Genomic DNA, 22,128 nt, shown 5'->3' on the forward strand with positions numbered 1-22,128 from the left:
GGGAGAATCAGGTCATGCATATTTTTGTTCTTGATCGACGGATTCGACGACTGCGAGTGTCGTCGTCCGTCGTTTTTTGATGAAGAACGATAAAATCAGTGCCGCGAGTGCAAGTAACGTTGCGATGAAGAACGTATCGTTGATTCCTTCGATCATCGCCTGCATTTGCAACCATTCCGGATTAGCGGCTTCAGGTTGTGAAGCAAGTTCCGGAACGTGATGTTTCGTCCGCGACGTCATGATCGTCACGAGCAGACCTGAACCGATCGCACCCGATACTTGTGACAACGTATTGTTCAATGCCGTACCATGGGGCGTCAAGTGTTGCGGAATATGGTTCAACCCGTTCGTCATGACGGGCATCATGACCATCGAGATTCCAAGGAAACGTAGCGTATACATGATGACGAGGAACGCGTATGACGTATCCGCAGCTAGCTGACTAAACGAGAACGTCGTTAAGACCGTCAGTGATAAGCCGATGATCGCAAGGATCCGAGCACCGAATCGGTCGAACAGACGACCTGTGATTGGTGACATGATCGCCATGACGATCGCACCCGGTAACATCAAGAGACCAGAGTGAAACGGTGAGATACCGCGAATCGTCTGGATATAGATCGGCATCAAGATCATGGCGGAGAACATCGACATGTTCAAGACCATCGAAATTCCTTGCGATAAGGCGAACATCGGATAACGGAAAATCCCGAACTCAAGCATCGGTTCTTCGAGCATGAATTGACGTATAATAAAGGAAGTCAGACTAATCACACCGATGATCAATGATCCGATGACCGTCCAAGATCCCCATCCGGCAGAACCAGCGGAACTAAATCCATACAGCAAACCACCGAAACCAAAGCTTGAGAGAACGAGTGAAAATAAATCGAGTTTGAGTGTGCTACGAACCGTCTCTTTCTTCAATAAGAAGGCACCCGTGAACAGTACGAGTAATGCGATCGGTGTAACGAGATGGAACAACATCCGCCATTCATAATGTTCAAGAATCCAGCCGGACAATGTAGGTCCGATGGCTGGGGCGAACGTGATGACAAGTCCGAAGATGCCCATTGCTTGTCCGCGTTTCTCGATCGGGAAACCGGTCAAAAGAACGTTCATTAATAGTGGCATCATGATCGCAGAACCAGATGCCTGCATCATCCGCGCACCGAGTAGAAGCGGGAAGACGTGTGCTTGTCCAGCGATGATTGTACCGAGTGAGAACAGCGTCATCGCCGTCAAGAACAGTTGACGTGTCGAGAACTTCTGGACAAGGAAGGCCGACGTTGGAATCATGATTCCGTTGACGAGCATATAGCCCGTCGTCAACCACTGGGCGGTGCTTGCCTGAATACCGAAGGATCCCATGATCGACGGTAAGGCGATATTAAGTAACGTTGAGTTCAGGACCGCAACGAACGCACCTGCCATAAGGACAGTTAAAATTAAATAAAGTCGTGATGATTGCTTGCTTGATTGCATTTCGTTATGCTCCTTTTGTACTACGAGTCTAAAATGTTAGACTTGAATTCTATGACTAACTTGGCTATCTTACCAGGCTAAGTCGAATGAATTCAAATTATTTGCTTCATACACTAAAATAAGTGATTGTTAAACCATTGCAATCATTTGAACAGAAAAGGACAAGACCATGAATCCAAAAAAGAAACAACTTCTAGATGCCGCCTATCAGCTATTCGTCGAAAAAGGTTATCAATCGACGTCCATCCAGGACATTCTTGAGCACAGTAACGTTTCCAAAGGAACGTTCTATAACTACTTCTCCTCTAAAAATGAATTATTCATCGATGTATTTAATACCGTCTTTGAAAAGATGCGGACAGCGCGCAAGGAAATTCTCGTCGGACGAGATGTCTCAGATTATGAGACGTTCATTCAACAAGGTAACTGTTACTTGGAACTGATGCAAAAATATAAATTGTATACGTTGTTCGAAGAGGCGATTGCTTCAAATGAAAAAGAACTGAAGACGTTCATGGAGAATAACCGTCTTCTCGAGATCGAATGGACGTTTGAACGATTACGTGATTTATTCGGTCAGACGAAAGAACCGTATCTTCTAGATTTAGCGGTCATTTATACAGGAATGTTGCAATATGCGATGTACTTCTTCCGACAATCCGAACCGAACACACAACCGGAACGTGTCGTCCGTTACGTATTCAATCGATTGACGCATCTCGTCGAAGACGTCAGTCGGACGGAAGAACAGTTGATTCCGCCGCGCTTCCTATCCGTTTGGCTCGATCGGCCACAAGATGAAGTCGTCATTCGGAAGGATTTGTTCGAGAAGACGAGTGCGCATATGAAACGCTTGATTACCCTGTCATCGATTTCCGATGAATCGAAGGAAGCCCATGAAGAGGTTCTTGATTTCATCTATGAAGAACTACTCGAACGGAAGAAACCAAAAATTCATCTTCTACGCCGGGCACTCGAGACGATGGACGAAGATCCGGTCTTTGCGGGTCAGGAAATCATGGCAACCTATAAGGCGATGGTCGATGAGATTGCCCGTGTGCGGACCAAAACTTCCTAAAAAGGTTGATTTTTGAAACTAACCAGATTACACTGAGACCATTCATGTTAGAAAAGGGGTCTCATCATCATATGTTTACTCAATGGAAAAAAGAGTGGTTCCTGCAACCAAAAGCGGATTTGCTGTCCGGAATCGTCGTCGCCTTAGCACTCGTTCCGGAAGCAATCGCGTTTTCGCTGATCGCTGGCGTTAATCCGATGGTCGGTTTATACGCTTCCGTCATCATTGCAATCGTCATCTCGATTGCCGGCGGTCGTCCCGGAATGATTTCAGCTGCGACCGGTGCGATGGCACTCGTCGTCGTCCAGCTCGTCAAGGACCATGGTGTCGATTATTTACTAGCTGCCGGTATCCTTGCCGGAATTCTACAAATCACGTTCGGATTTTTAGGAATTGCTAAGTTATTACGATTCATTCCTCGATCCGTCATGGTCGGATTCGTCAATGCGTTAGCGATTTTGATTTTCTCGGCACAACTGCCGCAGTTCGAAGGACAGAACTGGATCATGTACGCAATGGTTGCCGCATCACTCGCCATCATCTTGTTATTCCCACGCGTGACGAAAGCAATCCCGGCACCACTCGTTGCGATCACGATAATGACAGTGTTGACGGTCGTCTTCTCACTCGATACACGAGTCATTGGAGACATGGGACAAATCGAAGCGGCGTTACCAAGCTTCTTCTTACCGGATGTTCCGTTCTCACTTGAAACGCTCCAAATCATCTTCCCGTATGCTTTGTCACTTGCATTCGTCGGTTTGATCGAATCGTTGCTGACGGCACGAATCGTCGACGAGATGACGGATACGACGTCGAACAAAGCAATGGAATCACGTGGACAAGGAATTGCGAACATCATCGCGGGTATGTTCGGTGGAATGCCGGGCTGTGCGATGATCGGTCAATCGGTCATCAATGTCACGTCGGGTGGGCGTGGGCGATTGTCGACATTGACAGCAGGTGTGTTCCTAATGCTGTTGATGTTTACGATGAATGATCTATTGATGACGATTCCAATGGGAGCACTCGTCGGTGTCATGTTCTTCGTCTCGTATGCGACGTTTGACTGGGGTTCATTCAAGATGCTCAAGACGTCACCAAAAAGTGATTCTGCGGTCATGCTCGCAACTGTTCTCGTCACTGTATTGACGAACGATTTATCAATGGGCGTTCTTGTCGGGATCTTGCTTGCGGCGTTATTATTCGCTTCAAAAATTTCGCGCATTCAAGTCGAGCGCAAGGAGCAAACAGATCGAGTCCGTTACACGATTCGTGGCCCGTTGTTCTTCGCGTCGACGACAGCATTTGCGGAACAATTCCAGCTCGACGCTGATCCATCGTCCGTCATCACTCTCGATTTCTCGGCGTGTCACTTGTTTGATGATTCCGCTATCGAAGCGATCGAAAACGTCGTCTTGAAATACGAACGTCTCGGCAAAAAAGTCGAACTCACTGGATTGAATGAAGAGTCGCAAGCGCTCGTCGATCGATTAGCGCAGCGAATCGCATAACGGAAGAGGATATGAGGAAGTGGTCGACACGATGTCGACCGCTTTTTTGTTTCCTTCTGATTGACGATGAGAAGTGCGTCCCTTGATTGGTTTCGCTATACTAAAAACAAAAGGGGGCAGTTAAGATGAAATGGTTTCGATTTGAGCATGAAGGAAAAGTAGGTATCGGGGTTGAACGGGATGGCTCTACATATGATGTGACGGCACAAGTCTATACGGATTCATTGTTTGAAGTGATTTCACGTGAGTTCGATGTTGACCTTGATCTAGATATCGCGCCACTACTTAAAGGGGATGTTCGTCAGCTCGCGCCGTATGTACCGGCACGAAACGTCATCTGTGTCGGCAAGAACTACGCCGATCACATCAAGGAGATGGATACGGCGGGAGCAGGGAAATTCGTCTTGTTCACGAAAGCACCGACATCGATCGTCGGTCCGTTCGAACCAATCGAACGGCATGCGGATTTGACGCAGCAACTGGATTATGAGGGGGAACTTGCTATCATCATCGGCACAACGGGGCGTGATTTGACACCAGAAAATGCACTTGATCATGTGTTCGGCTATAGTATCGTCAATGACGTGACGGCTCGGGATCTACAAAAAGAACACGTTCAGTTCTTCCGTGGTAAATCGCTTGATGGGTTCTGTCCGTTCGGACCGGTCATCGTCTCAGCGGAAAGCTTTGATCCGTTTGACGTCCTCGTCGAGACGCGCGTGAACGGGCAACTCCGACAGTCGGGATCAACCGCGTTGATGTTACGCGACGTCGTGACGATTTTAGTTGAAGTGTCGCGCGGAATGACGCTTGAAGCAGGGGACATCATTGCGACAGGAACTCCAGCTGGTGTCGGGCACGGTATGAAACCACCGGTCTACCTTCAGACAGGGGATGTCGTCGAGGTATCGATTGAAGGAATCGGTCGCCTGCAAAATGAAGTCCAGTGAACGAAGATGACCGAAATGATTGAATTTCATTCACCGCTTTCCACATTACTTTGGAAAGCGGTTTTTTATTTTGCGAAATACATAGATAATTTGAAAAATGATTGATTTTATTCGATAAAACAGTCATCATATGACCGTTTTTGATGTATAATGAAACTATAAGGACGGTTTAATGTCGAAAAAAGTCGTATTTTGAACGTTTTATAGAGAAATTATATAATTTTTGAACGTTTTTGATTGATTTTTGAATGTAAACGCTTTATATTATAGATGTGGAGGGAAACCTTATGTTAACGAAAAAACGCCATCAACTCATTCTCGAATTACTAGCTCGAGAAGAAGTCGTCAAGATGCAAAAAATCGTCGAGCAAACCGGTGCCAGTGAGTCTACGATTCGTCGGGATTTATCACAGCTTGAGACAGCAGGTCATCTGCGTCGGGTGCACGGGGGCGCGACAGCGAACCATTTGCAAATTGAGGAACCGAGTTACTTCGAAAAGAGTGACAAACATGTCGAAGAAAAGGAACGGATCGCACGAGCGGCCGCTGACCTGATCGAAGACGGGATGTATGTCTACCTCGATGCCGGAACGACGACGCTTGCCATCGTTCCGTATCTCGAAGAGAAGGCGATTACGGTCGTGACGAACAGTCTTCCTCTAGCGAACACGTTACTCTATCACCGTATCCCGACGTTCGTCGTCGGAGGTCAACTGAAGCATTCAACGCAAGCACTCGTCGGTTACAACGCACGTGAAGGAATGTTGATTTACCATTTTGATGTCGCGTTCCTTGGGATGAACGGTGTTCATCCGACACAAGGCTTCACGACACCAGATCCGGAAGAGGCACTCGTAAAGAAGACAGCGATCGAGTTAGCAAAACAATCGTATGTACTCGTCGATGAGACGAAACTGGATGCAATCAGCTTCAGTCGGGTGGCGTCCTTGCAAGCGGCGACGATCATCACGACGACATCCAGCGAGCAAGAAGCGAAATACAGTCAATACACAGAGGTGGTGAACGCGAAATGATTTATACACTGACACTCAATCCATCCATCGACTATTATGTCACGTTACCGGTATTTGAGGCAGGACAAGTCAATCGTGTCGAACAGGCGGAAAAAGTGGCCGGAGGGAAAGGAATCAACGTCTCTCTCGTCCTAAAAAACTATGAGGTAGAAACACAAGCACTCGGATTCCTTGGAGGAAGTACCGGACAATTCATTCGGACGGAACTCGAGAAACGAGGCGTGTTAACCGACTTCACACCGATTCAAGATGAGACGCGGATCAATGTTAAGATTCGTGCTGATCAAGAATCTGAGTTGAATGCAGCGGGACCGAAGATTCAACCGGAAGAGCTAGAGCATTTATTATCCCGATTCAAGACGATGCAAGCCGGTGATATCGTCGTCTTCGCAGGCAGTATCCCAAGCAGTCTACCGCATGATCTCTATCGTCATATCGCGACGATCTTGAATGAACGGAACGTCCGCTTCGCAGTTGATACGACGAAGGAAGCGATGCTTGAAGTCTTACCGCTTGGTCCATTTTTAATCAAGCCGAATCACCATGAACTCGGTGAAATCTTTGACGTCGAGATTACGTCGAAGGAGATGGCGGTTCCTTACGCCCAACAACTCGTCGAGCGTGGTGCCGAGAACGTGGTCATCTCATTTGCAGGAGACGGAGCACTGCTCGTCAATCGTCAAGGTGCCTACACGGCAAACACACCGGCTGGGAAGCTTGTCAACTCCGTCGGTGCTGGGGACTCACTCGTCGCCGGATTCGTTGCCAGCCATGCGCTTGGCAAATCACCAGAAGAAGCATTCCGCTATGCGGTCACGACTGGTAGTGCGTCTGCTTATTCCTTCGGTCTTTGTACGAAGGAAGATATCGATCGTCTTCTCGAAGACGTCAATGTCGTTGAACTCATTCAATCCTAAAAGGAGTGTGACTACTCATGAAAATTACAGATCTCTTGACACGTGATACGATTCAGCTCGATTTACAAGCGTCATCTAAAGCCGCTGTCATTGACGAACTCGTCAACGTCCTCGATCGGGCAGGAAAACTGAACGATCGCTCGGCATATAAAGAAGCGATTCTCGCACGGGAAGCGCAAAGTACGACAGGTTTAGGGGAAGGCATTGCCATCCCGCACGCAAAAACAGCAGCGGTCAAAACACCAGCAATCGCTTTCGGTCGCTCGGCAGGTATTGATTACGAAGCACTCGATGGTCAACCAAGTCGGTTGTTCTTCATGATTGCAGCAGGAGAGAACGCGGATAACGCGCACCTTGAAACACTCTCGAAACTATCTGTTTATCTGATGGACATGAACTTCCGTGATACGATTCTTGCAGCTAAAACGAAAGATGAAGTCATCGCGGCAATCGAAGCGAAAGAACGCGAAGAAGAAGGTCCAGTTGACGTCTCAAGCGACAACGTCGATCAAGATGCGCCTTATATCCTTGCTGTCACAGCTTGTCCGACAGGGATTGCACATACGTATATGGCAGCTGATGCTCTGCGTCAAAAAGCGGAAGAGATGGGTGTCCGTATTAAAGTTGAAACAAACGGATCGACTGGTGTCAAAAACGGTTTGACACAACAAGACATCAACGATGCGACAGCAATCATCGTCGCAGCGGATAAAGCGGTTGAGATGGATCGCTTCAACGGGAAACACGTCGTCGAAGTACCAGTTGCGCAAGGGATTCGTAAACCACAAGAATTGATCAACCGTGCTGTCAAACAAGACGCACCTGTCTATAAGGCAAGCGGCTCGGGTGAGAGCTCGAAACCAGCCCGCGGTGGCTTCTATAAACACTTGATGAGCGGTGTATCGGCAATGTTGCCACTCGTCGTTGCTGGTGGTCTCTTGATCGCGATCAGTTTCTTCTGGGGAATCAACTCCGCGAACCCGGATGATCCATCATACAATGAATTCGCTGCTCAGTTAATGACAATCGGGAAAGCGGCATTCGCTCTCTTGATTCCAATCCTTGCTGGATTTATCGCGATGTCGATCGCCGATAAACCGGGTCTTGCTCCTGGTCTGATCGCTGGTTTCCTTGCAAGTAACGGTAACGCTGGTTTCCTCGGTGGATTGATTGCCGGTTTCCTTGCAGGTTACGTCGTTCTTCTGCTCGTTAAAGTCTTCAAAGGTCTCCCGGCAGCACTTGAAGGAATCAAACCGGTCTTGCTCTATCCACTGTTTGGTTCGTTCATCACAGGGATAATCATGTTGCTCGTCGTCAATGAACCAATCGCGCAATTCATGAAATGGCTCACCGATTCAATGAACGATCTCAGTGGTGGGAACGCAATTCTTCTCGGTATGCTCGTCGCAGCTATGATGGCAATCGACATGGGCGGTCCGATCAACAAAACAGCATACGTTTTCGGTACAGCTGCTCTTACAGCAGGTAACACGGAAGTCATGGCAGCCGTCATGGCGGGTGGGATGGTTCCACCACTCATCGTTGCTTTCTCATCGACATTGTTCGCACGTAAGAAATTCACACCGCAAGAGCGGGAAGCGGGTATCGCTGCTTACGCAATGGGTGCATCGTTCGTCACAGAAGGTGCGATTCCATTTGCTGCTGCCGATCCACTCCGCGTCATTCCATCAAGCGTTATCGGTTCAGCGATCGCTGGTGCGTTGACAATCGTCTTCGGCGTCTTGCTCCCAGCGCCACACGGCGGTATCTTCGTCTTCCCGTTACTTGATGGTCCATCAGGTACGGTCATGGCAATCGTCGGTTACGCGGGTGCGATCCTCATCGGTTCACTCGTCGGTGCGGCAATCCTCTCCTTCCTCAAAAAACCGCTTGTTGACCAATCGGTCGCGAAAGCGGAAATGACAGAAGGAACAGGTACAAAAGCATCATAATTCATCTAAATCCTCTCCGTTTTCAAACGGAGGGGATTTTTTGTTGAATTTTGACGGCTAACGGTGAAGAATAGAGGGCATACTGAATAAGAAGGAGGGATGGACATGGGTGGACAATCCTTACAAATCGGACCACGGACCATCAAGACAGGTCTTGCGGTCATCCTGGCGCTGTTGATCAGTAATCTGTTCAACCTCAGCCCGATCCTACCTGCGATCTCGGCAGCGACGACACTCCTGCCTTCGGTCTATCAGACATGGAAACAATTTCTCGAGGAAGCAGAGGCCAACTTGATTGGTGCCTTTTTGACGTTACTCGCCCTTTGGATATTAGGGGATAATCCGGCGAATCCGCTTGCAATCGGAATCGTCATCATGGCAGCAATCTCGATTTTGCTAGCCTTTGGTTTCGGGCGGACGATTCCACACGTCGTCTTGATGATCATTGTCATTCTCGAAAGTGTGGCGACAGCGACCGAACCACTTTGGCAAGTCGTCTTGATCCGTTACTTGCTCGTCATGCTCGGGATTGGCTGTGCGCTCGGCATCAATGCGTTGATCTTCCCGCCGCGTTACGGCAATGTCTATTACCAGAAAGCGACGAAACTCTTCGAGAAACTGCTCGTCGTCACGCGAGCGATTGCCTTCGAAGGAAAGGTCGCCCCATATCGGGCGGCGATTGATAAAATGTCAAATTCGCTCCTTGAGACACAAAATCTGTTCAACCTACACAAGGAAGAGATTCGAGGAACACGTCAAAAGCACGCCTCGCTCTTACGGAACCTCTTGATTCTCAAACATATGCAATCGTGCCTCGAACGTGGTGTCGCGACGGCAGAGCGCTTCAGAGAGCGAGAGAAGGCCCTTGACTCGATTGCGGACGATCTTCGGAGTGAATTGTTTTATCACTTGATGCATATCGCACAGCGACAAGAGAAGGTCTTGCTGACATATGATCTCTTGTTGACGGAAGAACCACTCGCGATGGAGGATCTCGTCAAAGAGAACATCGCTTTCGTCAAGCACTCTTTCCTTGACCGCGATGAACTCGAGGAAGAAGTCATCATGGAAATCTTACCGATCGTCGTATCGATGAATGAGTGGATCCAAGAGCTTGAAGCATTCGAAAAACGGCTCAACGGTGCGCTTCGTCGTCATATCACATCACTGACGATCGAACAAAAATCAGTCCGTGATAAAACATTTAATCGATTTAAACGTAAAAAAGCCATTGACGAAAGTAAAAAGTAAGCGTATAGTCCTCCTTAACGATACTTTACTTGCTAAAAGCATAACAGTATAACAGCATAACAGAACGAAAGATTAAGCGATGATGAAACCGAAGTAAAGACCATCTCCCTGTTTCAGAGAGCACGTGGCGCTGCGAACGTGTACACAGATGGTGTTGAATTACAGTTTCTGAGCTTCTTGCGTAAGCGAGCGGAGCAAACCGTTATCCCGATCATGAGTGACTCAGTCGACGACTGGGTAATCAGGGTGGTACCGCGGCTTTCGTCGCCCCTGTCGAACGATACGTTCGGCAGGGGCTTTTTTGTTATCTATCATTCATTCAAGGGGGAACTCATATGTCTACACCAATCATTCCAAGTCACTTACGTCCACACGTCGCACCACAGCACTACGAAGACTACACACCAACGGATCATGCCGTTTGGAGATACGTCATGCGACTGAATCTAAATACGTTACAAGATACAGCACACCCGGCATACCTCGAAGGGCTTGCTGCATCGGGCATCAGCCCGGAACGGATTCCGGATGTACGTGAAATGACAGCGAACCTAAGCCGTGGAGGCTGGGGAACAGTCGCTGTTGATGGTCTCATTCCTGGCGTCGCCTTCTTCGATTTCCAAGGGCACGGACTCTTGCCGATCGCGACCGACATCCGGAAGGTCGATAACATTCTTTACACACCAGCGCCAGATATCTTGCATGAAGCAGCGGGGCACGCACCAATCTTGATGAATCCGGTCTACGCGGAATTCGTTCGTCGCTTCGGTGAGATTGGGGCACATGCCTTTAACCATAAAGCAGAGCATGACGTGTTCAAGGCACTGAAGAAATTGACAATCGTCAAAGAGAGCCCATTCTCGACGCCAGCCGATATCGAACAAGCTGAAATTGAGCTCGCGGAGACACGGACACACGTCAAAGGGATTTCGGAAGCGAACGAAATCTCACGTCTGTTCTGGTGGACGGTTGAATTCGGTCTGATTGGTGATATCGACAATCCACAAATCTACGGGGCAGGTCTTCTATCATCAGTCGGTGAAAGCCGTCACTGCTTAACGGACGCGGTCGTTAAACATCCATTCTCGCTTGAGAAAGCACTTGCGACGAAACATGACGTGACGAGCATGCAAAAAGAACTCTTCGTTTGTGAATCGTTCGAACAGCTCCGCGATGCACTTGAAGAATTCGCACAGTCGATGTCTTACATCCGCGGTGGTATTCACGGACTGACGAAAGCGGTCGAATCGGGTAACCTATCGACGCTCGTCTTCGACAGTGGTCTCTCGCTCGTCGGTGTTCCTGAAACGCAAGATATCCACGATTCGCTGCATCTCGTCAAACTAACAGGTCCGACAGCGCTTGCTGCGAACGGTGAAGTGTTGACAGGTCAAGGACTTGCAGATCATCCGGAAGGCTTTACATTCCTTCACGGCAAGGAATTGAACGAAGTATTGATGCAAGTCAAAATCGGTGAACGTCTCGACTGGGCGGAAGGAAATGTTCGCGTCACAGGGAACATCACAGCGATTCAAAACGTCAATGGAAACCGGGCGCTCATCGTCTTAGAGGCAGCGACGCTTGCAAACGACGGAAAAACGATGACGATGGACCGGATGGAATTAATCGTCGGTGACATCACGTCAGCATTCCCGGGAACGGAAGTTGAAGCACTGAAGCCGATTCCAGAAACGGTCGAGTTCGAACGAATCGAACGTCCGTTGACAGCGGCCGATCCGATCTTCGAAGTCGTCCGCGAGATTCGCGAAGGACGTGCCGGACGAGAACGGTTACCGCAACTGATCGATCAGACACTCGTCCAGTTACCGGACGCATGGTTACTCCGTCTTGAATTACTTGAGTTAGCGGATGAAGTCGATCAACCACGTCTGATTTCAGATCTCGAGCGCTTAAAAGCAACGTCTGAGCAGCGAGATGAATTGATTACGCGTGGAATGGCTTTACTCGACGTCGTTCATCAATGAGTCGAACTCCGGTTCTGAACCTGTTAGAATGGAGACATTCGGTAAAAGGGGATGATCGGTTATGACAAATTATTATCAAGACGTAAAGGAATTCCACCGTGTGTTTTCACACCCTGGCGCAACGACGCCAACACCTATGACGGTCGATCGTGGAATCAAACGATCGACTTGGACGGCGGAAGAAGCGGTCGTTGAGTTTCTGCATCAATCAGCGACGAGTGAAGCAGAATTTCTCGAAGCGATCGAACGTTTCAAGTCAGGGCTTGATACAGCAGTTGAAAAATCGCTCCAGATGAAACAACCCGACACAGATGTCGAACGGCTCGTCGGACAAGGGGATGCCTTGACGGACGCCCTCTACTTCATCATGGGAAGCTTCGTTGAGATCGGGCTTGATCCGGCTCCATTGTTCGAGATCGTCCAGCGTGCGAACATGGCGAAGCTTGGACCGGACGGAAAACCAATCTTCCGGGAATCGGACCAAAAGGTCATGAAACCGGAAGGCTGGCAACCACCGGAACCACAACTGGAAGCAGAAGTACGTCGACAAATCGCTGTAGCTTCGAGTACGTCGAAGGCTTGATTCATTACGATAAAAAGAGAGGGATGACTGGTCTGCGAACCGGTCATCCCTCTCTTTTTGTATCTATTCGCTTTTGACTTGATAATGCGATAAATCGAGTTGACGGGCGGTGAGGAACTCGACACCTTCTGCTTCAAGCGCAAGTCGCTGTTCATCGCCTTCAAGCGATAGTTTTCCACCAGCAGCAAGCACGCGGTGCCACGGTAGACGTTCCGTCTTACTCATGCTGTGAAGAATCCGCGCTACTTGTCGTGCGCTACGCGGATGACCGGCGAGTCGAGCGACTTGCCCGTAAGTCATGACTCGACCAGCAGGGATCGAACGAATGATAGTCAGGACATCTTGCGTGAATGGTGTCATGTTTCGTCCGTAGCAACGACATACTGTTGAATCTTATCGTCTTCATCAAAGCCGATCGTCACATCGATGATGCCTTGCTGCAAACGAATCTGGAGTTCGAGACGGTCCTTGATATCGTCCGCTTGTGCGATCGTCAACGTCGGGTCGACTTCAATCTCGACTTCGACGTGGAAATGATCGCCTTCCTTAATGACTTCTAGTTTACTAATGTCCTTGACGTCAGGGTCCTTCATGATTAGTCCGCCGAGACGTGCTGCCATCGTCTCATCGGCTTCACCCAGTGCACCAGCTGCGTTTTGCAGGAAGACATTCCCGACGACGTAAAACATCATCAGTCCGATGAGGATCGAAGCAATTCCTTCTGCCTGATGGAACGGTGTTACATGCGAGATGATGACGGCGATCATCGCGACGACACCACCAGCCGTTGCGACCAAATCTTCCAGGAACACAAGGCGTGTGGCTGGTTTTGCTTGTTTGAGTGAGCGGAAGCTGTCAAGAATCAAGCGTGGTCCTTTCGAGTCTAACTTCGCATCGTGTGCGATCTCTTGCATCGCTTTAACAAATACGCCACTCTCTAAGACGACACCGACGAACAAGACAGACAACGTGATCCAAAAGCCAGTTGATTCCGTCGGTTCGATGATGTGGGCGATCCCTTCATGAATCGTTTCGTACGCCATGATGCCGACGAAGAGGATGGCGCCGAGCAACACGAGATTGACGAGACGACCGAAGCCGTTCGGGAATCGTTTCGTTGGTGCCTTTTTACTGAGGGCAGAACCGATGAAGACGAAAAATTGGTTGGCAGCGTCCCCGAGCGTATGCATCATCTCCGCGAACATCGCGACATTTCCCGTCAGGACGTAGGCAATTGCCTTGATGATGGCGATGACAGAGTTAACGATGCCTGCCGTCAGCGCCGACCGGTTTCCCCGGCGTAATAACGTAAAAAATTCTCCCATGATTGTACTCCTTTTAGTTAAGTTACGTATTAGTTCACTTTCTTATGTTAACTTAATTTTTCTGAAACGACCACTCCGACACATAAAACCCCCACGCTTTTCGCGTAGGGGTTAAGAGGTTAAGACAAGTCGACTGTTTTATTGATTTCGTTCTCATCGTCTTTGCCGACGACTTTCTTCAATACTTGTTTGACGGATTTAGCAGTATTTCCAGTTTCCCAGTACTCGGCTGCTTCCGTGTTGACTTTAATCAAGACGACTTTCGGATCTTCATATGTCGTTCCGAGATAGGCTTCATAGCGTGGACTCCAGAGTTCTTTCTTCCGTTCGATGTCTTCAACGAGTTCCGCTGTTCCGCGGATCGAGACATATGATTTGTCAACATATGCGACATTGACGCTCGGATTCTTAAGTAGTTCTTGATATTTGTCTGTTTCTTTTGAAGTGAGGAACCAGAGGTCGCCATCAAATTCGATATCCTGTGTTTGCATCGGACGCGATACGAGTCCTTCTGCTGAAATCGTCGTCAGCATCGCTGTTTCGATTTTATCAATCAGTTTCTTGACCGTTTCGACTGCTTCTTGATTCGTAGTATGCGTTGACATGTAACTCCACCTCATTCGTTAGATTTTTATGCTCACTTAGGCATTGTTCCCTGAATCTCAAAATGAAAACGTCCCCATGATGGAAAGAAGCAGTTTCGTTGCACGGTACAACGAGGAGGCGTACAGTGTAGGTACGCATTCGAAAGAAAAAGGAGAGACATACATGAAACTTAGTATTTTAGACCAATCCCCGGTCTCTAAAGGACAATCCCCATCTGATGCCTTACACGAAACGGTCGAGCTCGCGAAAATCGCGGACGAACTCGGCTATCATCGTCTGTGGGTATCCGAGCACCACTTCGCTAAAACACTGGCTGGTTCGAGCCCAGAAGTCTTGATCGCCTACATGGCGGCAGTGACGAAACAGATTCGCCTCGGTTCAGGCGGTGTCATGCTGCCGCATTACAGTGCCTATAAAGTCGCAGAGAACTTCCGTGTCCTTGAAGGGCTTGCACCAAACCGGATCGACCTTGGACTCGGTCGGGCACCAGGCGGTATGCCGCTTGCGACGCGTGCGTTGCAGGAAGGTTCGTCCCCACGTTTTGGTGGAGCCGATTACGGCGAACAACTCGATGATCTCGTCGATTACTTGAAAGACGGTGCTCCTGCCGGACACCGGTTCGCAGGACTCGTTGCAACACCAGAAGTCGATACGACACCAGAGGGCTGGTTGCTTGGATCAAGTGGGGGTAGTGCCTTGAACGCCGCACAACGCGGGTTCGGATTTGCATTTGCTCACTTCATCAATGGACAAGGTGGTCAGGAAGTGATGGATTACTACCGTCATAATTTCATGGCGACGTCGTTCAATGAGACACCACAAACGCTCGTTTCGATCTTCGTGACGTGTGCTGAAACGACGGAAGAAGCAGAACGTTTGGCGTCAAGCCTGGATTTGTCCCTACTCTTACTGGAAAAAGGGGTCTCGTCGACAGGAACGCCAACTCCGGAAGAGGCAGCGGCGTATCCGTATACGTTCCAAGACCAATTCCGGATCGCTGAAAACCGGAAGCGGATGATCGTCGGTAATCCGGAATCCGTTGCAAAACAATTGCAAGAGCTCGCCGATTCCTACGGCACAGACGAAGTGATGATCGCTTCGATGATCGCAGACAAGGAAGCAAAACAACAATCATTGAAATTAATCATGGACGCCGTCAAAGCGACGGTCTGACCGATACGCACGTCCTTTCTCACGAAGTGAGGGAGGACGTGTTTTTTGCGTCTGCTACAGGAATGCTCTCGGACAAGATGTCTTTACGAAGTCGGAGGAATCCGAATGATGCCGCACCGAATAAGCCGACTGTACCGACTCCAAGTAGCACGATGATAGACACATGATCACTGAGTAAACCAAACAATAGGGTACCGATCGGCATCATCGCCATCGCGACCGATTCCAGAACACCGATGACACGTCCGAGATAAGCCGGATCGGTCTGTTTTTGGACGATGAGCTGTAGTGGAATGTTCATCCGTAAGACGAGCATGCCGTCGATGAACAATAGGATCATGAAAAAAGGTAGTAGTAGAGCAGATGGAACATAGCCGGATAGCGCTAGTGTAGGAAGCGCATAACAAGAGGCGATTAAAAAGAGCGACTCGAATATCGTTCGTAACGGACGTTTCACCGTAAAGCGAGGTAAGGCAAGAAGCAACGAAGCGACAAGAAGACCGGCACCTAGTGCGGACTCGACCACTCCAAACCGAAATGGTGTGAATTGTAGTCGATCGAGCAAAATGATCGGTAACAAGATTTCGAAAGCGACAAAAAAGAAGTTCAGGACGATCGCCATCAGGACGAGTGTCGTCAATACTGGTTGACGGAACAGATAGCGGTAGCCTTCTTTAAACGCCGAGACGAAAGACGGAGTATCGGTAGTAGCTAGAGGAGAGGTATCCACTGCAAGAAAGCGGAGACGGCTATTCCACCAGGCAGCAGAAGCAAACAAGAGAAACGGTAAAACCAAAAATTGCGTGATGGAGACAGCGGCGATGAGCAATCCCGCAACGAGTGGAGCGGTGATCGTTGAGGTCGATTGAATCGTCGAGAAGAGGGCGTTCCCGCGTTGTAACTCCTCTTCTTGTACGAGTTGCGGTAACGAGCTTGATAAGGTGACGGACAGGAACGTCGACAGGCTCGTCAAGAGGACACTTGCGATGATGTAATGAACGGTATGTAGAGGGGCTTGTAGCGAATAGAGCAAAAGTCCGAACAAGACGAGTGCGCTTAAGCTCTCGGTCATGACGATGATTCGTTTGCGGTTCCATCGATCAGCGAGGACACCAGCAACCGGTGAGAGCAAAATCCGTGGCACCGATCCTGCAAGCAATACGAGCGCGAACTGAAAACCAGACGATGTTTCCCGTAAGACGGTCAGTCCGGCGACAAACGTAAAGAGACTAGCCGCGAACAATGAACAAAACTTTCCGAATAAGACACGCTTTAAATTAAATGACATCCTGTTCACTCCTTCAGAGTTAAATTTTATTGAACTTTAGTGTAGAATAAAAGAGTGGAAGAAAAATGTAAAGAAAAAGTTAAATTTAATTTAACTTTTATGATAAAAGGAGTGACCAGTGTGTTAGGGGAACGTATCAAACAGATCCGAAAACAGAAAAAAATGACACAAACGGACGTTGCGACCGGTATCATCACGAAGTCGATGCTCAGTATGGTCGAGAATGGGAAAGCGACACCGTCTGTACCCGCACTACAGGCGATTGCTAGGCGATTACAGGTGACGGTCGAAGAATTGATGCTTGATCCGCGGGATGTTCAGATGCGGGAACTCATCGAAACAATCCGTTCGCGGCATACCCCATATTTTTCAGACGAAAAAATTCAGGAACTGCTAAAACCTTACTTGGTTCCGGAAACGACTTCTTATTGGCAAGGGCAGGTCTACCATAAATACGGCGATGCCCTCCGAACGAAGAATCCGGAGCTTGGTTTGACGTATTACGACCAAGCGGAGCAGATTTTTCGACAGCTCGGTCGTCAAGATGAGCAGTTGCTCGCTCAGATCTCGAAAGTCTATTTTTTATTCAATCTCAAACGGACAAAGGAAGCATACGAGCTGATCGAAGCAATGGATGTACCACGCGAGATTCCACTTGCGCCAAAAACCTATTTAAATTTCCAAATCTTGCGTGCACTTCGAGCAAGTTTGTTCGATGATCACTACACAGAAGCGATCGCCTTATTGCGTGAAGGGGTTCAGTATATGCGGGAGCAAGATGTCTATTATCATGTCATTTCGTTTCAACGTTTTCTCGGACTGTTTTTATATCTAGAAGGGGAAATCGAACAATCACAGCAAGAGTTTGATCGATTGGAGCAGTTTTTTGCATTTAGTGAAACGACTGCCGTTGGACGGATTGAAGTCGATTTGACGAAAGGACTCATCGCGATTTTTGAAAACGATACGACCGGCATGCAGATGGCGTGGGAAAAACTCGTTACTGTGGCGATCGACGACGCGAAACATTACATCGGACAACTCGAAGTCCATCTCCTTGTGAACGGCATCGAATTACCGAATCAGACGCTTCAGCAGAGCGTCGATAAGATATGGGAGATGCAAGATGACTGGCTTGCGGCGAGTGGGTTCGACCAAGCGATGATGTTGCGGACGCTCGTACTGGCGATGCAACAAGGTGTCGGTCAGGAACGGCTGAATGATGTCTTGCGATTGAAGGATGATCTTCAAAGTGACCGCCTCAAAGGCGATCTTGAGCGAGAGATACAAACATTGGTTAATATTCAATGACGAAAAAACAGGCATGAAGCGAGTGCGCTTCATGCCTGTTCGTGTGAGGATGTCGTTCTTCTGAAGATCAATAAGACGCATGCGACGACGGAAACAATCAAGTGACCGACATAGACGTCTCCCGTCTGGATATAATGCAAGATCATCGAGCCACCAAAAATCAATAAGGCAAGAAAGAGGAGCCGAACATAAAGTGTTTTATAAGACATGCAGACACATCCTTTCCATATCCAGTATATCCCAAAGTAAAGTGAGAAGACAAAAAACATCCATCCTAAGAGATGGATGAGGAAATGTTTAAAGTGATTTAAACCCTAACAGTTTTTGTGTCCAGTAACGTTCCGATACACGGCTGATGCCGAGTGCCGGTGTATTGGCATGAATGAACTGATCGTTGTTCAGCATGATTCCGATATGCGTCGGACCAGCAGCATATGTGTTTTCGAAGAAGATGATATCGCCGCGCTTCGGTTGACGTAATTTTGATAACTTCGCTCCGAGGTACCGATCATCGTTCCAGTAGCCGTTGACGTTCGTTCGTCCGACTGCATAGCCAGCGGCATTCAACGTATAGTTAATGAATCCAGAGCAGTCGAATCCACCATTAACGGGGCTGCTTGATCCCCAGACGTATGGTGTACCGAGATATTGTTGACCAATCGAGATGGCACGTTCCATCAATGTCGAACCAGGAACGGTCGTCACAGGAGGTGTCGTCGGAGTGACCGGAGGCGCCGTCGTGACGGATCCCGTCGTGATGTAACTCTTCGCGACATAGTAGAGACCCGTTCCGATCTTGATCTGGTACCAGCCGCTATCTTTACCTGTCGTTTCACCTGTGACATTGACTGTCGAACCGTGTCCGACTTGTGTGAAGATTTTAGACGACGTCGAAGGCAATGTGCGGACGTTCAGCCCGGTTGGTGCATTGACGCGATACGTCTTCGAGGCATCAACTGGCGTCAAAGAGACTCCGGGAGTCGTCGGTGTTGTTGGTGGTGATGCTTTTGTTGAAGCTTTGACATAGGTCGAAGCGACATATGCTTCTTTTCCGTCAAGCTTGACTTGGTACCACGAATCAACGGCACCTGTGACATCGAGCACCGTCTGATGCGGTAATGTCTTGTAGATTTTTGCGTTCGTCGCTGCAGCAGTCCGTGCGTTCAAGCCTTCCTTCGCATTGACCGTGTAGACTTTCGATCGATCAACCGCTTTAACGACTTTTTTGACGGGAGTCGTCACTGGTGGCTTGGAGTCCGTCGTGACGTTCGAGGTCTTTTTGCTGACTAACGTCGCATGGACGTAAGCCGTTTGCTTTTTATACGTGATTTGGTACCAATCTCCTGTTTTTTTCTTAACAGATAAGATTGTGTTCTTTGCCAGTTTTCCGAGTGATTTCGAACTCGTCGTTGCTTTTTGGCGAATGTTGACGGCATCGGTGTTCGTTATGTAGGTCGTAGTTGTTGGAGCCTTTTCCGTCGTCGCTTTGACATATGCTGAAGTGATGAAGGCTGGTTTGGACTGATAGCGGATTTCATACCAGCTGTTGACTTTCTTGACAGCTGTCAGCTTCGTGCCTTTTTTTAGCGTCGTGATGACCTTCGCGGAAGTCGAGGCAGCCGTGCGAATGTTGACGTTATCCGTCAAAGTCAGTGTCGTTGACGCGGCTGAAACCGGAACCGTGGTACCGATCAAAGCGAGCGTCGTGAGGGCGAGAACAGTCTTTTTCACGTGACATAGCTCCTTCCAATAGATAGGTAAAAATCGTTGTTACCATTTTGTCATAAAAAGCGCTGATTCCCCTGATTTAAAAATATAATTTTTGTCTGGAAAACTGTAATACCGTTTTTCAAAAAACGAATAGGTAGAATGAGTATTTTCAAAAAAGTTCAAGTACACTAGAAGTACTCGGAAGGAGGCTACACATGTTACGCCGTTTTTATCAGTATTATATCCCGCACAAACGATTATTCTGGCTCGATTTCATATCTGCCTTATTCGTCGGGGTTTTAGAACTTGCTTTTCCACTCGCTGTCCAATGGTTCATCGACTCCTTGTTGCCAAACGGTGAGATGAACTGGATCATCCTCGTCAGCGTCGGACTATTAGCACTCTACATCATCAGCACGTTGATGCAGTTCGTCGTCAACTATTTTGGACATAAGCTCGGGATCAATATCGAGACCGATATGCGTCGTCAACTGTTCAGCCATGTGCAGAAACAGTCGTTCCGCTTCTTCGATAATACGAAGACGGGTCATATCATGAGTCGGATCACGAATGATTTGTTTGATATCGGGGAACTTGCCCATCACGGTCCTGAAGATGCATTCATTGCCGTCATGACATTGCTTGGTGCATTCTCGATCATGTTGACGATCAACGTACCACTCGCGCTCGTGACAATCATCGCCGTACCATTCCTGATCTGGCTGATCAGTTATGCGAACGTCCGGATGAATAAATCATGGGACCGGATGTATGGCAACATCGCGGAAGTCAATTCACGCGTCGAGGACAGTGTCTCTGGTGTCCGTGTCGTTCAGTCATTCACAAACGAAGCTTACGAAATCGAGCGTTTTGAAAAAGACAACGCGACGTTCCGGCAGTCGAAGATCAATGCCTACAAGGTCATGAGTAAGAGTCTATCCGGCATCTACTTGACGACCCGTGTGATGACGCTTGCCGTCTTAGTCGTCGGTGCCTACTTGACGTATCGCGAAGCTTTAACGGCAGGGGAACTCGTCGGATTCATTCTTTATATGAACATCCTGCTGAAGCCAATCGACAAGATCACCGCATTACTTGAGATGTATCCAAAAGGGATGGCTGGCTTCAAACGCTTCCTCTCGATGATTGATGAGGATGCATCGATTCCGGATGCGCCAGACGCACTCGTCGTTGATCGGTTGAACGGTGGCATCACATTCAAGGATGTGGCGTTCGGTTATGAAGCCGATCGTCTCATTCTAGAGAATATCAATCTGACGGTCGAACCGGGTCAGACAGTCGCGTTCGTCGGAACATCAGGGGCAGGGAAGACGACGATCTGTTCGTTGATTCCACGTTTTTACGATGTTCTAGATGGCGCAATCACGATTGACGGAATCGATATCCGGCAGATGACGAAGGAGTCTCTGCGACAACAAATCGGGATCGTCCAGCAGGATGTCTTCTTGTTCTCAGGGACGATCGCTGAAAACATCGCCTACGGTGACCTGAATGCGACGCACGAAGACATCGTGCAAGCGGCAGAACGTGCCCATCTCGGTCCGATGATCGCGGATCTGCCTGATGGGTATGCGACACAAATCGGCGAACGGGGACTCAAGTTATCGGGTGGGCAGAAGCAACGACTTGCCATTGCACGGATGTTCCTTAAGAATCCGCCGATTTTGATTCTCGATGAAGCGACGTCGGCGCTCGACACGGAAACGGAAGCACTGATCCAAGAATCGCTCGCCGAGTTGTCCGAGAACCGGACGACGCTCGTCATTGCCCATCGTTTAGCGACGATCCGGAATGCAGATAAGATTTTCGTCGTCACGAAGGACGGCATCGTCGAAGAAGGCTCGCATGACGAACTGATGGATCAAGGTGGTTATTTCTCCCGGTTGTTAGAGAGACAACGAGTTTGAATCGATTTGAAAGAATGGAAAGCAATGGACATGTTCCG

At 48.7% G+C, this 22,128-nt stretch carries 19 protein-coding genes and 1 other annotated feature; of the genes, 12 read left to right on the forward strand and 7 right to left on the reverse strand.

Annotated features, from left to right (window positions below):
• Positions 1–12: 12 nt before the first annotated feature.
• Positions 13–1,485 carry a DHA2 family efflux MFS transporter permease subunit gene (locus L985_RS05765; protein ID WP_029341214.1) on the reverse strand — a complete coding sequence of 491 codons (1,473 nt, stop codon included), beginning with the start codon at positions 1,483–1,485 and terminating at the stop codon, positions 13–15.
• Positions 1,486–1,654: 169 nt separating this feature from the next.
• Here L985_RS05765 and L985_RS05770 point away from each other — a divergent pair, with 169 nt between their 5' ends.
• From L985_RS05770 to L985_RS05810, 9 genes are all read left to right on the forward strand, one after another.
• Positions 1,655–2,563 (forward strand): TetR/AcrR family transcriptional regulator, encoded by a 909-nt coding sequence (locus L985_RS05770; RefSeq protein WP_035398167.1) that lies wholly within the window; start codon positions 1,655–1,657, stop codon positions 2,561–2,563.
• 71 nt (positions 2,564–2,634) lie between these two features.
• On the forward strand, positions 2,635–4,077 hold the full coding sequence (locus L985_RS05775) for a SulP family inorganic anion transporter (RefSeq protein ID WP_047391118.1): 1,443 nt from the start codon (positions 2,635–2,637) through the stop codon (positions 4,075–4,077).
• Positions 4,078–4,202: 125 nt separating this feature from the next.
• Positions 4,203–5,027: a fumarylacetoacetate hydrolase family protein gene (locus L985_RS05780; protein ID WP_047391123.1), complete on the forward strand. Its 825-nt coding sequence runs from the start codon at positions 4,203–4,205 to the stop codon at positions 5,025–5,027.
• Between the two features lie 287 nt (positions 5,028–5,314).
• Positions 5,315–6,061, forward strand: a complete 747-nt coding sequence (locus L985_RS05785; RefSeq protein WP_029341218.1) for a DeoR/GlpR family DNA-binding transcription regulator — start codon at positions 5,315–5,317, stop codon at positions 6,059–6,061.
• Positions 6,058–6,978 (forward strand): 1-phosphofructokinase, encoded by a 921-nt coding sequence (gene pfkB, locus L985_RS05790; RefSeq protein WP_047391128.1) that lies wholly within the window; start codon positions 6,058–6,060, stop codon positions 6,976–6,978. Before L985_RS05785 ends, pfkB begins: the two co-directional genes overlap by 4 nt.
• A gap of 17 nt (positions 6,979–6,995) precedes the next feature.
• Entirely contained in the window at positions 6,996–8,930 is a 1,935-nt protein-coding gene (locus L985_RS05795; protein ID WP_029341220.1) for a PTS fructose transporter subunit IIABC, read from the forward strand.
• Positions 8,931–9,035: 105 nt separating this feature from the next.
• On the forward strand, positions 9,036–10,181 hold the full coding sequence (locus L985_RS05800) for an FUSC family protein (RefSeq protein WP_023467731.1): 1,146 nt from the start codon (positions 9,036–9,038) through the stop codon (positions 10,179–10,181).
• A 70-nt stretch (positions 10,182–10,251) separates the two neighbouring features.
• Positions 10,252–10,456, forward strand: a binding site (T-box leader).
• A 60-nt stretch (positions 10,457–10,516) separates the two neighbouring features.
• Positions 10,517–12,166 carry an aromatic amino acid hydroxylase gene (locus L985_RS05805; protein ID WP_047391131.1) on the forward strand — a complete coding sequence of 550 codons (1,650 nt, stop codon included), beginning with the start codon at positions 10,517–10,519 and terminating at the stop codon, positions 12,164–12,166.
• Between the two features lie 61 nt (positions 12,167–12,227).
• A complete protein-coding gene (locus L985_RS05810; protein WP_029341222.1) occupies positions 12,228–12,749 on the forward strand; it encodes a pyrophosphohydrolase domain-containing protein in 522 nt (173 codons plus the stop codon).
• Between the two features lie 63 nt (positions 12,750–12,812).
• Here L985_RS05810 and L985_RS05815 read toward each other — a convergent pair whose 3' ends face one another.
• The 3 genes from L985_RS05815 to L985_RS05825 form a co-directional block, all read right to left on the reverse strand.
• Positions 12,813–13,109 (reverse strand): MGMT family protein, encoded by a 297-nt coding sequence (locus L985_RS05815; RefSeq protein WP_029341223.1) that lies wholly within the window; start codon positions 13,107–13,109, stop codon positions 12,813–12,815.
• The gene (locus tag L985_RS05820; RefSeq protein ID WP_029341224.1) at positions 13,106–14,074 is read right to left on the reverse strand and encodes a cation diffusion facilitator family transporter; all 969 of its coding nucleotides are present in this window, start codon (positions 14,072–14,074) and stop codon (positions 13,106–13,108) included. Before L985_RS05820 ends, L985_RS05815 begins: the two co-directional genes overlap by 4 nt.
• A 119-nt stretch (positions 14,075–14,193) precedes the next feature.
• On the reverse strand, positions 14,194–14,679 hold the full coding sequence (locus L985_RS05825) for a pyridoxamine 5'-phosphate oxidase family protein (RefSeq protein ID WP_029341225.1): 486 nt from the start codon (positions 14,677–14,679) through the stop codon (positions 14,194–14,196).
• Positions 14,680–14,842: 163 nt separating this feature from the next.
• On the opposite strand from L985_RS05825, the gene L985_RS05830 reads away from it, so the two are divergent.
• Positions 14,843–15,853, forward strand: coding sequence for an LLM class flavin-dependent oxidoreductase (locus L985_RS05830; RefSeq protein ID WP_023467737.1), 1,011 nt, complete (start codon positions 14,843–14,845; stop codon positions 15,851–15,853).
• Positions 15,854–15,872: 19 nt separating this feature from the next.
• Here L985_RS05830 and L985_RS05835 read toward each other — a convergent pair whose 3' ends face one another.
• Positions 15,873–17,141, reverse strand: coding sequence for an MFS transporter (locus L985_RS05835; RefSeq protein ID WP_047391141.1), 1,269 nt, complete (start codon positions 17,139–17,141; stop codon positions 15,873–15,875).
• 120 nt (positions 17,142–17,261) lie between these two features.
• Between L985_RS05835 and L985_RS05840 the strand changes: the two genes are divergently transcribed.
• Positions 17,262–18,452 carry a helix-turn-helix domain-containing protein gene (locus L985_RS05840; protein WP_051656228.1) on the forward strand — a complete coding sequence of 397 codons (1,191 nt, stop codon included), beginning with the start codon at positions 17,262–17,264 and terminating at the stop codon, positions 18,450–18,452.
• Positions 18,453–18,481: 29 nt separating this feature from the next.
• Here the strand turns inward: L985_RS05840 and L985_RS05845 are convergent, their stop codons facing one another.
• Both L985_RS05845 and L985_RS05850 read right to left on the reverse strand, forming a co-directional pair.
• On the reverse strand, positions 18,482–18,661 hold the full coding sequence (locus L985_RS05845) for a hypothetical protein (protein WP_029341228.1): 180 nt from the start codon (positions 18,659–18,661) through the stop codon (positions 18,482–18,484).
• Positions 18,662–18,749: 88 nt separating this feature from the next.
• Positions 18,750–20,183: a C40 family peptidase gene (locus tag L985_RS05850; protein ID WP_047391144.1), complete on the reverse strand. Its 1,434-nt coding sequence runs from the start codon at positions 20,181–20,183 to the stop codon at positions 18,750–18,752.
• Between the two features lie 194 nt (positions 20,184–20,377).
• Between L985_RS05850 and L985_RS05855 the strand changes: the two genes are divergently transcribed.
• On the forward strand, positions 20,378–22,090 hold the full coding sequence (locus tag L985_RS05855) for an ABC transporter ATP-binding protein (RefSeq protein WP_029341230.1): 1,713 nt from the start codon (positions 20,378–20,380) through the stop codon (positions 22,088–22,090).
• Positions 22,091–22,128 lie beyond the last annotated feature (38 nt).

Origin of the sequence: Exiguobacterium sp. ZWU0009 (assembly GCF_000798935.2) — a bacterium.
Classification (GTDB): Bacteria; Bacillota; Bacilli; order Exiguobacteriales; family Exiguobacteriaceae; genus Exiguobacterium_A; species Exiguobacterium_A acetylicum.

What these genes read in the sequence shown, in the direction of transcription:
- L985_RS05765 (WP_029341214.1), bottom strand. Translation starts at nt 1,485, where the DNA reads ATGCAATCAAGCAAGCAATCATCACGACTTTATTTAATTTTAACTGTC.
- L985_RS05770 (WP_035398167.1), top strand. Translation starts at nt 1,655, where the DNA reads ATGAATCCAAAAAAGAAACAACTTCTAGATGCCGCCTATCAGCTATTC.
- L985_RS05775 (WP_047391118.1), top strand. Translation starts at nt 2,635, where the DNA reads ATGTTTACTCAATGGAAAAAAGAGTGGTTCCTGCAACCAAAAGCGGAT.
- L985_RS05780 (WP_047391123.1), top strand. Translation starts at nt 4,203, where the DNA reads ATGAAATGGTTTCGATTTGAGCATGAAGGAAAAGTAGGTATCGGGGTT.
- L985_RS05785 (WP_029341218.1), top strand. Translation starts at nt 5,315, where the DNA reads ATGTTAACGAAAAAACGCCATCAACTCATTCTCGAATTACTAGCTCGA.
- pfkB (WP_047391128.1), top strand. Translation starts at nt 6,058, where the DNA reads ATGATTTATACACTGACACTCAATCCATCCATCGACTATTATGTCACG.
- L985_RS05795 (WP_029341220.1), top strand. Translation starts at nt 6,996, where the DNA reads ATGAAAATTACAGATCTCTTGACACGTGATACGATTCAGCTCGATTTA.
- L985_RS05800 (WP_023467731.1), top strand. Translation starts at nt 9,036, where the DNA reads ATGGGTGGACAATCCTTACAAATCGGACCACGGACCATCAAGACAGGT.
- L985_RS05805 (WP_047391131.1), top strand. Translation starts at nt 10,517, where the DNA reads ATGTCTACACCAATCATTCCAAGTCACTTACGTCCACACGTCGCACCA.
- L985_RS05810 (WP_029341222.1), top strand. Translation starts at nt 12,228, where the DNA reads ATGACAAATTATTATCAAGACGTAAAGGAATTCCACCGTGTGTTTTCA.
- L985_RS05815 (WP_029341223.1), bottom strand. Translation starts at nt 13,109, where the DNA reads ATGACACCATTCACGCAAGATGTCCTGACTATCATTCGTTCGATCCCT.
- L985_RS05820 (WP_029341224.1), bottom strand. Translation starts at nt 14,074, where the DNA reads ATGGGAGAATTTTTTACGTTATTACGCCGGGGAAACCGGTCGGCGCTG.
- L985_RS05825 (WP_029341225.1), bottom strand. Translation starts at nt 14,679, where the DNA reads ATGTCAACGCATACTACGAATCAAGAAGCAGTCGAAACGGTCAAGAAA.
- L985_RS05830 (WP_023467737.1), top strand. Translation starts at nt 14,843, where the DNA reads ATGAAACTTAGTATTTTAGACCAATCCCCGGTCTCTAAAGGACAATCC.
- L985_RS05835 (WP_047391141.1), bottom strand. Translation starts at nt 17,141, where the DNA reads ATGTCATTTAATTTAAAGCGTGTCTTATTCGGAAAGTTTTGTTCATTG.
- L985_RS05845 (WP_029341228.1), bottom strand. Translation starts at nt 18,661, where the DNA reads ATGTCTTATAAAACACTTTATGTTCGGCTCCTCTTTCTTGCCTTATTG.
- L985_RS05855 (WP_029341230.1), top strand. Translation starts at nt 20,378, where the DNA reads ATGTTACGCCGTTTTTATCAGTATTATATCCCGCACAAACGATTATTC.